Origin of the sequence: Lacticaseibacillus pantheris DSM 15945 = JCM 12539 = NBRC 106106, from assembly GCF_001311175.1 — a bacterium.
GTDB classification, from domain to species: Bacteria; Bacillota; Bacilli; order Lactobacillales; family Lactobacillaceae; genus Lacticaseibacillus; species Lacticaseibacillus pantheris.
In genome coordinates, this window is sequence record NZ_BBAI01000023.1 from 1 (window position 1) to 14,395 (window position 14,395).

14 protein-coding genes and 2 pseudogenes are annotated in these 14,395 nt (G+C 54.9%); 3 read left to right on the forward strand and 13 right to left on the reverse strand.

Features of this window, described 5'->3' with window-relative positions; genetic code table 11:
* Positions 1–159: 159 nt before the first annotated feature.
* The 9 genes from JCM12539_RS07995 to JCM12539_RS08035 all read right to left on the reverse strand — a co-directional run bounded on the left by JCM12539_RS07995 (position 160) and on the right by JCM12539_RS08035 (position 7,094).
* Entirely contained in the window at positions 160–930 is a 771-nt protein-coding gene (locus JCM12539_RS07995; RefSeq protein ID WP_054650541.1) for a DUF2238 domain-containing protein, read from the reverse strand.
* A 176-nt stretch (positions 931–1,106) separates the two neighbouring features.
* The gene (locus tag JCM12539_RS08000; protein ID WP_156302138.1) at positions 1,107–1,655 is read right to left on the reverse strand and encodes an NADPH-dependent FMN reductase family protein; all 549 of its coding nucleotides are present in this window, start codon (positions 1,653–1,655) and stop codon (positions 1,107–1,109) included.
* 34 nt (positions 1,656–1,689) lie between these two features.
* Positions 1,690–2,016 carry a carboxymuconolactone decarboxylase family protein gene (locus tag JCM12539_RS08005; RefSeq protein ID WP_054650545.1) on the reverse strand — a complete coding sequence of 109 codons (327 nt, stop codon included), beginning with the start codon at positions 2,014–2,016 and terminating at the stop codon, positions 1,690–1,692.
* A 2-nt stretch (positions 2,017–2,018) separates the two neighbouring features.
* Entirely contained in the window at positions 2,019–2,432 is a 414-nt protein-coding gene (locus tag JCM12539_RS08010) for a cupin domain-containing protein (RefSeq protein WP_054650547.1), read from the reverse strand.
* A gap of 303 nt (positions 2,433–2,735) precedes the next feature.
* On the reverse strand, positions 2,736–3,614 hold the full coding sequence (locus tag JCM12539_RS08015) for a LysR family transcriptional regulator (RefSeq protein WP_054650549.1): 879 nt from the start codon (positions 3,612–3,614) through the stop codon (positions 2,736–2,738).
* Positions 3,615–3,766: 152 nt separating this feature from the next.
* Complete coding sequence (locus JCM12539_RS08020; RefSeq protein ID WP_054650551.1) at positions 3,767–5,245, reverse strand: DUF4097 family beta strand repeat-containing protein; 1,479 nt, start codon at positions 5,243–5,245, stop codon at positions 3,767–3,769.
* Positions 5,238–5,558 carry a PadR family transcriptional regulator gene (locus tag JCM12539_RS08025; RefSeq protein ID WP_054650553.1) on the reverse strand — a complete coding sequence of 107 codons (321 nt, stop codon included), beginning with the start codon at positions 5,556–5,558 and terminating at the stop codon, positions 5,238–5,240. Before JCM12539_RS08025 ends, JCM12539_RS08020 begins: the two co-directional genes overlap by 8 nt.
* A gap of 744 nt (positions 5,559–6,302) precedes the next feature.
* Complete coding sequence (locus JCM12539_RS08030; RefSeq protein ID WP_054650555.1) at positions 6,303–6,698, reverse strand: iron-sulfur cluster biosynthesis family protein; 396 nt, start codon at positions 6,696–6,698, stop codon at positions 6,303–6,305.
* Between the two features lie 123 nt (positions 6,699–6,821).
* A complete protein-coding gene (locus tag JCM12539_RS08035) occupies positions 6,822–7,094 on the reverse strand; it encodes a DUF2087 domain-containing protein (RefSeq protein WP_054650557.1) in 273 nt (90 codons plus the stop codon).
* Between the two features lie 202 nt (positions 7,095–7,296).
* Here JCM12539_RS08035 and JCM12539_RS08040 point away from each other — a divergent pair.
* A pseudogene (locus tag JCM12539_RS08040) lies at positions 7,297–7,961 on the forward strand (type 1 glutamine amidotransferase).
* Between the two features lie 77 nt (positions 7,962–8,038).
* On the opposite strand, the gene JCM12539_RS08045 reads toward JCM12539_RS08040, so the two are convergent.
* Positions 8,039–8,431 carry a tautomerase family protein gene (locus JCM12539_RS08045; protein WP_054650559.1) on the reverse strand — a complete coding sequence of 131 codons (393 nt, stop codon included), beginning with the start codon at positions 8,429–8,431 and terminating at the stop codon, positions 8,039–8,041.
* Between the two features lie 127 nt (positions 8,432–8,558).
* On the opposite strand from JCM12539_RS08045, the gene JCM12539_RS08050 reads away from it, so the two are divergent.
* Positions 8,559–9,305, forward strand: coding sequence for a LysR family transcriptional regulator (locus tag JCM12539_RS08050; RefSeq protein WP_054650561.1), 747 nt, complete (start codon positions 8,559–8,561; stop codon positions 9,303–9,305).
* Between the two features lie 95 nt (positions 9,306–9,400).
* Here the strand turns inward: JCM12539_RS08050 and JCM12539_RS08055 are convergent.
* Positions 9,401–11,933, reverse strand: a pseudogene (locus JCM12539_RS08055) (M1 family metallopeptidase).
* A 446-nt stretch (positions 11,934–12,379) separates the two neighbouring features.
* On the opposite strand from JCM12539_RS08055, the gene JCM12539_RS08060 reads away from it, so the two are divergent.
* A complete protein-coding gene (locus JCM12539_RS08060; RefSeq protein ID WP_054650563.1) occupies positions 12,380–12,967 on the forward strand; it encodes a TVP38/TMEM64 family protein in 588 nt (195 codons plus the stop codon).
* A gap of 54 nt (positions 12,968–13,021) precedes the next feature.
* Here JCM12539_RS08060 and JCM12539_RS08065 read toward each other — a convergent pair whose 3' ends face one another.
* Together JCM12539_RS08065 and JCM12539_RS14145 are read right to left on the reverse strand one after the other, a co-directional pair.
* Positions 13,022–13,933 carry an MFS transporter gene (locus JCM12539_RS08065; protein ID WP_054650565.1) on the reverse strand — a complete coding sequence of 304 codons (912 nt, stop codon included), beginning with the start codon at positions 13,931–13,933 and terminating at the stop codon, positions 13,022–13,024.
* Complete coding sequence (locus JCM12539_RS14145) at positions 13,930–14,238, reverse strand: MFS transporter (RefSeq protein ID WP_054650567.1); 309 nt, start codon at positions 14,236–14,238, stop codon at positions 13,930–13,932. The genes JCM12539_RS08065 and JCM12539_RS14145 overlap by 4 nt, the downstream gene beginning before the upstream one ends.
* Positions 14,239–14,395: the final 157 nt, after the last annotated feature.

A 14,395-nucleotide genomic window follows, 5' to 3' on the forward strand; every position in this document is an offset into this window, starting at 1 on the left:
ACCGGCCGCTCAACCGGAACCACCGCGTCAGTACGACCAGCCACTAGTAGCGGTTACCGTGGCGTGGTCCACAAAGTCGCAGAAACCACCCCCGCAACCGGAGCCGGCAGGCCGCCACGGCCAGCCAATAGGACCACCACCTAGCGGCCTCCGCTTTGCCTACCGTCGCCGCGGGATGAATTGGCCGGCAAAGCGCCATTTCTGTCGGTTGTGCAAGTACAGCCAGCCAAAGACGGAAAAGACGACGGCACCCACAAAGTTGACCATGAGGTCCTTCATCGTGTCCACCAACCCCAAATCAAGGTAGCCGTTCACGGGTAACCCAACGGCTTTGCCCCTCACGTCAAGCGTGGTGCCGGTCACATGCGTGATGGTAACGGGATGGTTGGCCCCGCTGGGATTCAGCGCCACCGAACGGATAGTATGTACAATCGTATCCTTCTGCATATCCAGGTTGAACCACTGATCCATCGTAAACTCGAAGAACTCCCACAACACCCCAATTGTCATGGAGAAGGTGAACGCCAACAACACAATTAGCAGCGGCGACAGGTCGGCGTGGAACAGGTCCTTCTGGTTCAGTATTTCCACGAGCGACAGCCCAATCGCCGCCGCCAGGAAACCGTTAATGACGTGTAACATGACGTCCCAGTACGCAAAGGTGCCGTAAAAATTGTGAATTTCACCCAAAATCTCGGCGGCAAAAATAAACAGTAACACCAGTACTTCCAACAAGATGGGCAAATCAATCTGCGTATGCCGCCGGATGAACGTGGGTACCGCAAACAGCACCAACGTTAACAGGCACATCAGGATGCCCTCAAAGTTACCCAAGAAAAACTGGCGCACCATCGTCGCCAACACGATGACGCTAAGAAACAGGTGAATACGGCGCATCGCTAGCGCCGAATGCAACCAATCTGGGTTCATCAACGTCCCCCCTAAGTAGGCCAACCACTTGATGTAATTCTATCCTCTACTCCCTATCTTACCAGCCTGTAACGCTTCGTTGGTAGCGTTTACCGCATTTTGTCAATTTATGCACAAATAAGTTGCACGTTTCGTCGCCAATCCTAACGTAAACAAAGTCGTGCCCGTAATCCCCCTCAATCAGGATTACGGGCACGACTTTGTAATTTACCATTCAATTTGTTGACTGCAACAACCCGTTGTCCACCAACCAGTGCCGCACAGCCGCGTCCGCCTGCTGCACCCGATTGCCGCGAACGGGCAGTCCCAGCCCCACTGTGGCCGCAGGACAAAGATTGGCGATGGTCGTCAGACTCGTGCCAAAGCGACTGCTTCGTGGGTGCAGAACGGTAGATGGTCACGCCACTTAACTGCGTCTGCCGTAACCAGGTCGCGACGGGCCGCGGTAGGTCACCCCCCCAAATCGGAAAGCCCAGCAACAACACTTTGCCTACTCGCATTGGCGTCCGCTCGACCGGGGGCCAGGTTTGCTGGTCCGCCTCACGACGGGCGCGGGCCAAAGTCAGCTGGTAGCTGTCAGGATACGGTTCAACCGCCTCAATCGTATTTGTCGCCACGCTCACCTTGTCAGCGATTGCTATGGCCACCCGTGCAGTATTGCCCACCACCAACTGCTGCTGGCGGCCGGCAACCATGTTGATGCCCGCGCGCGAAAAGTATGTCACGGTGATTGTCGTCCCATCTGCGTCCCGGGAACGCCTACTCCGCGTCGCCATAAACGTCCTTGGCCAACCCGAACGCCGACCACGCCTTGGGCCAACCCGCGTAAAACGCGAGGTGGGTAATGAGCGCCACCATCTCCGTGCGCGTTACCCCGTTGTCCCGAGCAATCCGCATGTGCGCCTCCAATTGCGGGAACAATCCCTGCGCCATCAAGGCCGCGCAGGTAATCAGGCTGCGGTCGCGCGGGGACAGTTCGTCCTCCCGAGCCCATACTTCACCGAATAATACGTCATCATTTAATGCCGCAAACTGGGGTGCAAATTCACCCAGTTGGTCGCGACCAGCCGTTTGCTTTTTAGCCATCGTTATCCCTCCAAAGCCGCGTAATCCGCGTCACTGACCGGTTCCAACCACTCCGGCGTGCCCGCCGTAATCGCCACGTGGCTGAACCAACTATCCTTGGTTGCGCCGTGCCAATGCTTCACGCCATCATGGGTCACCACCACGTCGCCCGGATGCAGTTTACGCGCCGCCTGCCCGGCCTCCTGGTACCAACCCTCGCCGCCGGTCACCAGCAGAATCTGGTACCCATCATGGTGGATATGCCAGTTGTTACGGCAACCCGGTTCAAAGGTGACGTTGCCCACGCCCACGTTGACGGCGGGATCGGCAACCAGTGACTGCAAGTAACTTTGGCCCGTGAAGAATTGCGCGTACGCATCGTTCTTGGGTCCCATGGGGAAGATGCCGTTGGTCACGGCGTTTTCGTTTTGACTCATAATAAATTTCCCTCCATTGATTGTTAGTGACTAACTCGTTTGGTTCTACAAGGGTTACTTTAGCCGTTTGGATACCATTCTGGAAATACTTAGTCAGTATGTATCCATACACATAGAGCATAGTAAAAGGGGCTGTGCCAAAAGGAGGTTAGCTCCCGATATACAAGACGGCATCAGTGGAAATCCCGAACCTAGGATTTCTGCTGATGCCGTCTTGTATGTTAGGGAGCTGCCTTTTGGCGCGCGACCACGATGTATCGTTAGTGTGCTAAAGTCTTCTGTCACAATCCCTTATCCATTCACTTAATTAAACGCCTCGCGGAATCGACGAATATAATCGGCCACCAGCGGCGTCAGAACCCGATTCCGCCGCCACACCAGCACACAATGCGTGGTCAGCGCCGGCGACAAAGGCACAAACTTGAGCTTGCTGTGGTCCACATCCCGCGTCACACCCGCGATGCCGAGGGCCATCCCCACCTGCCGCTCCACTAGCGGGACCACGTTAAAGTTGAGGTTGTAGTGACCAATAATGTGCGGCGGGACCGCACCATCAAGCCATTCGTCCAACATGGTCTGCACGGCTGGACGCTGGGAGGTGATGAGCGGTAGGCCGCCCAGGTCGGCGGGCGTCACCGCGTCCCGCTCCGCCAGGAATGCTTCGGTGGACATCAATAATCCCCACCGTTCGACCCTCGGAAGACGCAACGACTCGTACTTGGCCGTGTCCACGGGATCAATCAGGATGGCCACATCCACCAACCCTTTGTCTAGCTGATCAGCGATGATGTCACCGTCCCCCGTGGTGATGGTAAAAGTCACCTCCGGATACTCTGCCGTCATTTCCTCCAACATCATCGCCATCGTCGCCGAGTTATCGGCCTCCACGCACCCGATACGCAAGTTGCCGGTCATCACCGCACGCTGCCGGTCGGTAAACGCCCGCTCGGTTTGCTGGGTGAGTGACAAAATTTCCTCAGCGCGGCTGCGCAAGAACACGCCCGCCTCCGTTAACGTGAGGTGGTTGTGCTCCCGGTCGAAGAGCTGGGTGTCCAGTTCGTCCTCCAACGCCTGGATTTGGCGACTCACCGTGGGTTGCGTAACGTGCAGCCGGCGTGCGGCTTCGGAAACCGTGCCGGCGTCCGCAACCGTCCAAAAGTATTCCAGTAAACGTAATTCCATGCGTCACACGCCCCTTTGCCATAATCCATCCATACGCCACATGCATATTATATGGTCATTAAGCCACATTTAGGCATCAAGGGCAAGTAAATAGTCCGCTTCGCAACCGGATGCACAACCATCCTGATTCCAAACCGGACTATTGATAATAGCTATTTAACGGTCACGTGGCCATCACTGGCATGGGCCTCAACCCGGTTGGCCGCTTCCGCCTTGTGGGTAATACTACTCTCATTGTGCTTGCCAAAGAGGCTGACGCCGCCATCTTCAGCGGACAACACGTACCCATCGGTTTGTGGCGATGCCATGGTGATACTACCATCCTCCGCGCGGACTGAGACCACGTTGCGGAACCGCGTGTTGGTGAACTCCATGCGACCATCATCCGTGTGGTACCGGCCGCCAGTCAGGGTACTGTTCGTCACCGTCACACCACCATCATCACTTTGCAAGCTGGTATTGCGTAACTTGGTGTCGGTTAGGTTTGCCCCGCCATCATTCAGGGTAATGCGCCCACTTTGTGTAGTGAACTCCTTGGTGGTCAAGCGGCCGTCATCGAGGGCAATCGTGGTCGAGGCCACGGTCATCGGTACGTCCAAGTCCAGGTTGCCATCGCCCAGGTTAGCCGTTAACGCGCTGAGGTGCGTGTTCGCGGGCAAAGTCACCGTGATGTGTTCCGTCATTGTACCAATCCCCAGTTGTATCCACCCGCGGACATGCGACGCGATCCGCACCGTACCGCCACTTTGCTTGACCGTGACTGGGCGGTTGCTCGGCCCCTGCACGTGTACCTGACGGTCGTTACCCCGGCGCACCGTCACGTCGTAATCCGACGTGTTCACCACTAGTCGATCAACCCGGCCGAGGCTCACGTTACGCTCCGTCGTGGAGAACGTCCGCAAACCGTCAGCCCAGGTCATGTTAGTTTCAGCTTGATTCGTTAACCCTACCGCCATCATGAGGGCCCCAACCGTTGCAACAATGAGACCCGTGATCATTAATTTACCCTTCATTTTTAGCCCCTCCACGTGGTACCGCTCACTCAACCGCTTATACGTCGACCGCACCATACGTGCGACCCATTGTCCAAACCAGCGTACTAGCGCAATACTGCCGGGCACCGCGATGAGCGTTAGCCCAATGGCGACCAGGCCGGCGCCGATAAATAGCACTCCGGTAGCCCACTCCGTAAACAGCGCGGTGACCCCCGCAATCACGGCGGCAACCCCAATGATGAAGACGGAGGCCACAATGGCGACCAGCGACAGGATTAGTGCCCCAACCACAATTATTGCCGCAATGAAAATCAGTATTAGCGCAATAATCATGGGTACACCGATCGGTAATGCAAAGACGCCGAGGATAATCATCCAGACGTTACGCCATTTATCCCGGCGCGGGGCCGTTGTGTGCTGGTCATCACCGTTGGATTGCTCCTGTGCCTTCACTGAGGCGTCGGCCAACGTGACGCGGGCCAGGTGCTTGGCCGTACCCAGGCGGCCTTCAATTGCTGCGCGATCACCAAGATCAGCGTCCTCAATGTACTCGCGATAATAACTAATAATGTCTGCCCGGTCGTCGTCTGGCAACGCGGCCAGGTAACGTTCTAGATCATCTAAGTATTCATTCATGTGTGTCAACTCCTCCAATAACACCGTCGATGGTGTCCTTATAATCCTGCCAATCCCCCTTAATCACCGTCAAACGCTGACGCCCAACGTCCGTCAGCTGGTAGTAACGGCGATTACGGCCTTGAAACGGCTGATCGTAGGTGGTGACCCAACCATTTTTCTTCAAGCGCCGCAATACGGGGTACAAAGTGGATTCGGAAACCGCGGTAAATTCCTGTACCCGCTGCGTCAATGCGTAGCCGTAGTAGTCCTCCTTTGTCAGCAGGGCCAACACGCAGCCATCCAGTAGTTCTGTCGTTATGGCAATACTCATGGTCAACCTCCAATCATATTATACGCTGTATAGTATTAGATTCGAGATAAATATACCATAAATCCTGATGGTGTCAACTCGGACTTTAGTCTGAACGTAAATTCGTCGAAGGCTGGGTGGGTACGAACCCGCGGATGGGCTTTGGCGCATAAGCCGCAGTTCCAAAGCTCACCCGCGGGTTCCCGATAGTTTCTGGCTACTGATATCAGTAGCTCGAGTCCCTAACCGTTGGTAATTTAGACGAACCAGTTAGTGCCACTGGTCTCACTATTATTGCCAGTAGTGCGTTAGTACGTACTGACAGTTATGAATTACAGAATCAAATTGGCTAGACCGAGCGGGCTTTGCTAGGTCTACGGCAATTCGCGGTAGTCCGGACCGGGCGTGAGCGTGAGGCAAGTAGACGGTCGCGGGGCCCGGCCGCTCAACCGGAACCACTGCGACAGTATGGCCAGCCAGTTGCGGCGGTCAGAACCGCCACCCAGACCAACCATCAAAAAAAGCCCCAACCACCGCGGCTAGGGGCCAACAATTATGATTACCAACTAAATTCCTCAAAGTAGATCATCCCAGGCTGCATGCCTGCATCAAGGTTGGCTCGCTGCTCCCCTAACCGCATTATTAATCCCTTTCATTTTTATAATTCAGCTTACGTTTCGTTAAATGCGCACAAAAAGGGCCAACACCCAGAACCACCGCATGGCAGTCGTAGGTGTCGGCCCATTAATTTCATTATACTTGGGTTTAGCAGGTTTCGCCGGCAACCATGAGGCCCTGCTTAAACGCTGCGAGGATATCCGCTCCTTTGGCCATCGTGACCGCACCATCAATGTGGTGCGCGTCATCCTTCAGGTCAATGGCGTAGTTCTTGAAATCCAACACTGCGCCATGCTCGAGGAAGAACAGGTCGTAATCGGAGGTGTAGAGATCCAAGCCCGCGTCGTTTTCCAGACGGACGTTATAATCCGGGTCGGGTGCGTCCAGTTCAATCAAACTGAACTTGGAGCCGATAGTACAAGCGCCACCCTGTAGGGAGTAGCGCCCACCCCCGTCGTCAGCAATCAGCAACAGCATCTTGTCCGCCAAGCCTTTACGCCGCATCAAATCCACAAAACTTTCCGTCAACGTAATTTTAGCCATAGTCTCGACCTCCCGTGTGTCCAACCAGCAGCTTACTATTAATAACCAAATATAGTATGCCACTCTTGTGGAATAAATTCAATTAATCCGGCCAGCCTGGTTCGCCCCAAGTTAACTGTCGCGCTACTCGTCAAGTTCAATTACTCGGCGGTAGGTGCGCCCATTAGAAGTCCGCGTGACGTAGCCAGCATCGACCATGTCCCGACGTGCCGTCACGTAGTCTGGAAAGCTGATGTGTGTCTGGATGGCGGCGTTCACGCTAACCTCGTCCAACTCACCATCTGGTAGCTGCTCTGCAAGCCAGGCTAATACGGCTAATCGCCGAGAGCGTTTCTTCGGCAGTAACGTCAACCGCCCGTCGTTATCCAAATAATGCTGCACAATTTCATCGTTCATCAACTATCCCTCGCTTTTTCAATCCGACGTATTCGCGTAAAATATTATTAGGTGGCTATATATTCTCCCATTGTAGCATGTTCCTGTATGCTCACGGCAAAGTGGCAGCCGTTGCCCTTGCCCAGCGTGTTATAATGACGATATCTTGGGTACTTGCAGGCGATACCCACCCCAACATTGCCGTCGACACAAAGGGGTTACTATGCGCATTAACGTTCTGCAACATACGCCAACAGAAGGACCCGGTTCCATTCGTACTTGGGCACAAGCACGCGGCCATGAGTTGTACGTATACCATCCATACCAGTTCGGCATTCTGCCCACCGTAGATGAAACAGACATGCTCGTGGTACTAGGCGGACCGATGAGTCCTAATGATGACATAGACTGGATCCACGCCGAACGGGTACTCATTGACCAGCTACTCCGTGCGGACAAACCCATCTTTGGGGCCTGCTACGGCGCCCAGCAAATAGCCATGACTTTGGGCTACCCGGTCACCACTGCACCGGCCAAAGAAGTGGGCTGGGCACCCGTCTACCGGCAAAGCGCCGCCATCCCCAGGCTTCCGGAACAGCTCACCGCACTGCATTGGCACGAAGAACAATTTGCCATTCCCAAAGGTGCGGAGCTCCTTTTTAGCAGCGACCGCGTCCGAAACCAGGGGTTCGTTCTTGGTCATCGCGTCGTGGGCCTGCAATTCCACTTTGAGCCCCAAACTGAAGACGTACGAACCATGTGCATTAACGATGGGGCGTACGTGGCCGGTTCCGCCTGGGACAAACGGTTGCCGACATTATCGACTGGCCCGTACCGGCGGAGAACCAAGCGGTGATGAACACCATCTTGGACTTCATCACCAAGTAACCAAATTAATAGTGCCCAGTAGCCCCTCCCGTGCGGAGACGCTACTGAGCACTATTTGTGCTGTTACCAGCATATTATTAACCATGAATGTAACGGTATTCCTGCGTTTGACCACCATAGCCCCAGTTGGCCGAATCCACAGAATGCACCACCACGTAACTCGTTGCGACAACATCCCCAAAGATAGCCTGCATTTGCTCGAAGACTTGCTTCACAAAGGCGGCCGTCTGGTCACGCGTATTGGTGCCTGCCGTGACCTTGATTTCCACGTAAAAGCCCGTCTCGTGCTTCGCTAACATTGATTCGCCACCAACGAACCACGTGCTGGGATCCTGAAACTGCACGTCAGCAACCGCCGCCGCCGTGTTCTTACCCAGTGCCTGCACTGCCAAATTAGTGACCATCTGTGCGACTTTGGCAGTGGGACGGTCCGTTTGATTAGTCGCAATTCTAACCCGTATATATGGCATCTTTGCCCTCCTAGTTGTTCCTCTGACTACTTCAACAACCAATATAATATACAGATAATTTAACCAGGCGCATATAACTAAATTGTGTTAGGGTTATCGTAATTAGCGATTAGGGTGGTGCACGTAGATGCAACTACAGGATTTAGAAATTTTCCAACAACTGTTTGAGCTGCGCTCCATCAACGCGACGGCCAGGGCGCTAGGCTTTGCCCAATCCAACATTACCGCCCGACTACAAAGCCTTGAGCGTGAGTTTGACATCCGGCTATTCACGCGGAGCCACCAGGGCATCGTGCCAACCACGGCGGGGGCAAAGTTCTACCGTTATGCCCTCGACACGCTTCGGGCAACTGCGCAGGTACGGACGCAAATACACCGACAGACAGAACAACCACACGCCATCATCTCAACCCTGCTGTTCAACTACCTGATTAATTATCGCCGAACACTGCAACTCAATGATTACCAATACCAGTTGATGAGTTCGACGGATATCCAACAGCTCAACCACACCACCGCGGCGACGGTTATTACTTACGCCCATTTTCAACAACCCAACTACGTAGCCGGACCCGTCAAATACTTCCGGGCCGCCGTGCTCACTGCCAAAGACTCAAGTATGCCCTCACTACCCCTACTCGTCAACAGCGACCGTCACTGTCAATTTCGGGCACGTTCGCTACGCCTCGCAAGCCAGATATCAAGGCGCGTCCAGGAAATTGATTCCTGGGACGCTATCATCAACCTGGTACAATCTGGTCGTGGTATCGCCTTGTTACCGGAATACCTGGCCGCCACGAATAACCTAACTCAGTTGGCGAATACCCCGCGCTTTCGCATCCCTTACCGCACATATACGCGACCAACAGAATAACCGCATATTAAAACCCCTGAGTTTCGGGAGCACGTTTTGATGACGTACCCCGGACCTCAGGGGTTTAAATTTATCCGAATGGATGCATTACGTGATTACTGCACCTCCGCCTGGATTGCTGCCGCCACAGCATCCTGCTCGTCCGCGACAAGGGCCACACGACTCTCAATCACCTTGGTATCCATCGTGATTTCACGCGTCAACGCGGTGTCACTCAGCTTGGGTTCAAAGAAGGCCTTGAACTCCGCCAGCCGCTCTGGTGTTTTGAAGATGCTGGCAATAACCGTAACGAAGGTCGGGAACTCCATGTCCCCGCCGACCGTTGCTTCCAGCCATGACCACTCGTTGCGAATCCAGTCCCATGCTGCCTGCTGCCCAGCGGCATTGGCCAGCACGCCGCGGAACCAAGCGCGCAGGTCCTGCGGCTTGATGGTGTCCGCATCCTCGAACAAGGCCACCAGGCGCTTAATCAATGCCGGGTCGGTCGTACTTGTCAGGGCGCGCGCAATGTCCGCTTTGTAACTAGCATCGGCCGTGGCCCGTGACGCTGCCACTAGTTGGTCAAACAGTGCGGCACTGCCGAAGTGCTTCATCTCGTTTTCGAGAATAAACACACGGGTGGCCGCCGGTAGTGTACCCGGGTTGTCAGCGTGCTGCTCAAATAACGCATGCGCCGTGGCAATACCGTCCGGATCTTCAGCGTACAAAGTAGCGCTGAGCACATACGGACGCGTCAACTGATCGTCGTTGGATTCGCCCGCACGTGGCGTCCAGCCCAAGCGCTCAACCTGACCAGCACTTAACTGGTCGTAGAACGCCCGCAACTGCTTTTCAGCCGGCGACTTTGGTGCCACAAACTTCTTCAGGTTGCCCGCCACCTGGTACAACGCGTCGTTGACCACGGTGGAGGTGCTTGATGCAAAGCGTGGTAGCAACGGCACCACGTCGGCGTACGAAATCTGCCGGCCCTCTGCCAGTAACCGCTGATCCTGGAGCAATTGCAACTGACTGATTGGGTCCAAACTGTCCGCGTTGGTCAAAATATCCTGCATCAACGTGTCGTCGTAGCGCACGATAAAGTGGGAATTGTTACCCACGTTCAGGCGGAACGGCTCCCCGTTAGCGGCGCGTAACTGGGCGTAATCCCCCAGTGTCACCGTACTCTCCTTGAAAATTTCTGGTGCCGCGTCGTAGTTGGCGTTGAGCGGAATTTGCCAGAGCCGTCCCACATCGTGGCCGTCACCGATAAAGAACTGTTGCTGACTCAGGGTCAGCTGACCATCCACCACCGCGGCCGTTACGACCGGGTAACCCGGCTGTTCGAGCCAGGACTGCATGATGGCCCCGACATCCAACCCGGAGGCCTCCCCTAGTGCAGACCACAAATCGCTCCCGGTAGCGTTACCGTACTGGTGGGCCGCAAAGTAGGCCTTCAAGCCGGCGCGCATGTGCTCATCCCCGAGCAGGGCGCGAACCATGACCAGCATCCGGGCACCCTTGGCGTACACAATCGCACCATCAAAGAGGGAGTCAATCTCAGCGGGATCCTCCACCTGCACGTGGACGGACTGCACCCCATCCGTAGCGTCACGCTGCAAGGCAGCCGGAGCTCCGAAGTTTGGAACAGCTCCCAAACGTGCCAGTCAGGTTCCAGCGCGTCGACGGCCACGTACTCCATCATGTTGGCAAAACTTTCGTTCAACCAGAGGTCATCCCACCACTTCATTGTGACCAGGTCGCCAAACCACTGGTGGGCCAGTTCGTGCGCAATCACGGTGGCCACCAACTGCTTCATCTTGAGCGCGGTGTTGTCGGGATCTAACACGAGGTACGCCTCACGGTAGGTCACCAACCCCCAGTTTTCCATGGCGCCGGCAGAGAAGTCCGGCAACGCCAGCTGGTATGAGTGCGGCAGCGGGTACGGCGTCTGGTAGAAGTCCTCGTAGAACTCGATGGAACGCTTGGCGATGTCGAGGCTAAGTCGAGCTCGTTGGCCGCGTGCGCCTTGGTGGCAAATACGCCAATTTCGACGCCGCTCTTAGTGTGGGTCAGCTTACTTTGCAGTTCACCAAACGCGAACGCAATCAGGTAGGTTGACATGCGCTTAGTGGTGTCAAAGTAGTGCACGCCGTTATCCTCGTGGGTTTCAGGCATGTTACTGATGATGGTCTCACCCGGCTGCTCGTCAAACTTCACGGCCAGGTTGAACGTCGCCTTTGCTTCCGGCTCGTCCACACACGGGAATGCCTGCCGGGCAGCAGTGGTTTCAAACTGCGTCCCGATGATTTGCTTCTTCACGCCGTCCACTTCGTAGTAGGACGGGTAGATACCCATCATGGTGTCGGTGAGCGGTGCGGAGTAGTCCACGGTCAAAGTGGTTGCGCCGGCTGCCGGTAACTCAATGCGAATGGCCTCCGCCGCTTCGTCGATGGTGAACGGTACGTTATCGCCGTTGCTCTTAACCGCGGTGATGGTCATCCCCTTCTCGTGGATAGCGACCGACTGCTGGGCGGCAGTCCCGGTGATGATAGACTGGCCGGTGATTTGCTTGGCGGCGCGGTTCACGTCAATGTAGAGGTCGTAGTGCTCCGGTTGAAAAAGCTCGTAAAAATGTGTCAATGCAGGCATGTTTCTTCCCTCCGTTTAATCTAATTAAGAATATCCTCATTATACGCTACATCTCCGCCCTGTGACCGTCCGGTTTTGAGGTTGCGTGTCCTGTTGGCTGGGCGCACTGGGGGATAGCTTCGGTTGAGCGGCGGGGGCCGCTCAACCTGCGCCATCCCCCCAGTACGCCCACCACTTGCTATCAAATCCACGAAAACACTATCTATCGTAATATCAACAATTAATGTACGTTGATATTCGCAGATACACGCACATAACCAAATCCATCCATCAACATTTACAACTTTGGCCCCACGACAGCACCCCACCCCTATGCCAAAATGTAGTTAATGATATCAACAAAACGGAACCCTGCTTTTTTCCTAAAGAAATGGGTCAAAACTGTCGTTATATTTTGGTTAAGTCGATAATAATACTAGCTGTCACACCAGTGAGGGGGTCGGGACATGGAGAGCTCCACCAAAATACAGCGTCTGAGCCAACTCTGTGGCCTGGCCGTTATTATCACCTTGGCAATCGTCTGTTACCGCTACGGTATCTTGTCCTCCGTCACGCGGATGCAAGGCCTCGTTCAAACCGCCGGCATCTGGGGACCGATCATCTTTATCGGCCTCCAAATCATCCAGGTGATCTTCCCCATCATTCCTGGGGGTATGACCACCGTCGCCGCCGTCAGCATCTTCGGCCCCTTCTGGGGGTTCGTCTACAACTACATCGGCGTTAGCCTCGGCTCCATTGCCGCCTTCCTCATCGTGCGGCACGTCGGCCAGCGGTTTGTCCACGCCGTCATCCCTGAAAAATTTATCAATAAATACGAGCACTACCTGAATGATGGTCAGCGGTTCGACCGCCTCTTTGCCATCGCGATTCTGCTCCCCGTCGCCCCCGACGACTTCCTCTGTATGCTCGCCGGCTTGACCAAGATGCCCGTCAAGAAGTTTGTCTGGATCATCGTTCTCTGCAAACCCTGGACCATCCTGGCTTACAGCATGGGTATGAATACATTAATTCAGTTGTTACTTCAGCACCTATAACCCGAATTGCAAAGGCGTTGCCCCATCGAAACGGGCAACGCCTTTTGCGTAGCACTAATATGTTGCCGGCATCCGGGCCGACTTGACCACCAGGCCAATTGACGCCGCCCCGCACAGTACCATCACGGCCGCCATCCCCCAATTGCCTAGGAGTCCCGAGGCGCTCACCAGCATTCCCGCAATGATTGACGCCAGCGGGTTGACCGCCATCATCGCGCCGGAATACACGCCAATCCGCGCAGGGTTCATCATGTCCGCGCGCAACGTCTGGCTGGACGGCACCACGAACATTTCCCCCAGCGTGAGGATAATTGCGCTCACAATTAGCGGCCAGAACCGGTCACCCACAAAGGCGGAGGCGAAGCCCAAGGCGCTCAACGCTGCGCCCAGCGAGTACGTCTTTGCCAACGACCAATCGCGACTGATGCGGGTGAACAGGCCCATCATGGTCACAATCATGATGGTGTTAGTCAGCGTGACCATGGACAGCATACGCTGACCGTACAGGTGCACGCCCAAAATCGTGGTGGCGTGGAAGTCCGCACCCAGGTGGACTGCCAAGTAGTAGTCCGGCTGGCTAGAGATGATGCCCGCAAAGACCCAACCAATGAGGAAGAGCATGTACCGCCGATCCGTCATGACTTCCTGGTACGCGTGCAATAGCGAGCTAAGCGAATTGGACACCGCCTCGGTCGCGTGTTCGATTTCCTTCATCCCGAGCGTAATAATGCACAGGTTGACCACCGAAACGATAATCATTCCCGTCAGTAATTCAAAGAGGTAGTCCCGGAAGAACCAACCACCTAACGCCGACCCAATCATGACGCTGATATTCACAATCCAGTAACTAATTGAGTAAACGTACTGCCGGTTTTGCGGGGTCGACGCGTCAATAATCATCGCTTGTTCAGCGGGATTAGCCCCCGACGCCCCCACCCCCGCGATGAGAAAGCCGACAAAGGTCACGTGCGATCCTGCAACCACGGGCTGTTCATTGTGGCAGCAATCGCGTAACCGGCGGCAATCATGAGCCCACCGCCAATCATCACCGGTTTCCGTCCATAAACGTCCGCCAAGTGCCCACCGTACAGTCCCGCCAGGAAGCTAGCAATTGATACCATAATGAGGAGCACGCCGGTCACCATGGTGCCAAAGTAGCGGGAGTAATAGATGGTCATGTTCGGCAAAATTGAACTGTTCAAGATGGCCACTAGGAACATGGTTAACATCCGCAGTTTCAAGTTGCGATTTAACTGTAAGAATTCTTTCATGACAGCCTCCAGAAAATCTCATACTTGAATAGTATACACGAAAGGATTCCCGGGGATTACGTTTATTTTGGAAGTCCTGCTAGGTGGCTTCTTCATACTGCATGGAACACAAAAATAGTGTCAGGAATTCATGTCCCAACACCACATTTATTTGCTA

Coding starts and splice junctions, on each gene's coding strand:
- JCM12539_RS08060 (WP_054650563.1), top strand. CDS start 12,380: ATGGAGAGCTCCACCAAAATACAGCGTCTGAGCCAACTCTGTGGCCTG.
- JCM12539_RS08035 (WP_054650557.1), bottom strand. CDS start 7,094: ATGAACGATGAAATTGTGCAGCATTATTTGGATAACGACGGGCGGTTG.
- JCM12539_RS14145 (WP_054650567.1), bottom strand. CDS start 14,238: ATGAAAGAATTCTTACAGTTAAATCGCAACTTGAAACTGCGGATGTTA.
- JCM12539_RS08010 (WP_054650547.1), bottom strand. CDS start 2,432: ATGAGTCAAAACGAAAACGCCGTGACCAACGGCATCTTCCCCATGGGA.
- JCM12539_RS08015 (WP_054650549.1), bottom strand. CDS start 3,614: ATGGAATTACGTTTACTGGAATACTTTTGGACGGTTGCGGACGCCGGC.
- JCM12539_RS08025 (WP_054650553.1), bottom strand. CDS start 5,558: ATGAGTATTGCCATAACGACAGAACTACTGGATGGCTGCGTGTTGGCC.
- JCM12539_RS08050 (WP_054650561.1), top strand. CDS start 8,559: ATGCAACTACAGGATTTAGAAATTTTCCAACAACTGTTTGAGCTGCGC.
- JCM12539_RS08020 (WP_054650551.1), bottom strand. CDS start 5,245: ATGAATGAATACTTAGATGATCTAGAACGTTACCTGGCCGCGTTGCCA.
- JCM12539_RS07995 (WP_054650541.1), bottom strand. CDS start 930: ATGAACCCAGATTGGTTGCATTCGGCGCTAGCGATGCGCCGTATTCAC.
- JCM12539_RS08030 (WP_054650555.1), bottom strand. CDS start 6,698: ATGGCTAAAATTACGTTGACGGAAAGTTTTGTGGATTTGATGCGGCGT.
- JCM12539_RS08045 (WP_054650559.1), bottom strand. CDS start 8,431: ATGCCATATATACGGGTTAGAATTGCGACTAATCAAACGGACCGTCCC.
- JCM12539_RS08005 (WP_054650545.1), bottom strand. CDS start 2,016: ATGGCTAAAAAGCAAACGGCTGGTCGCGACCAACTGGGTGAATTTGCA.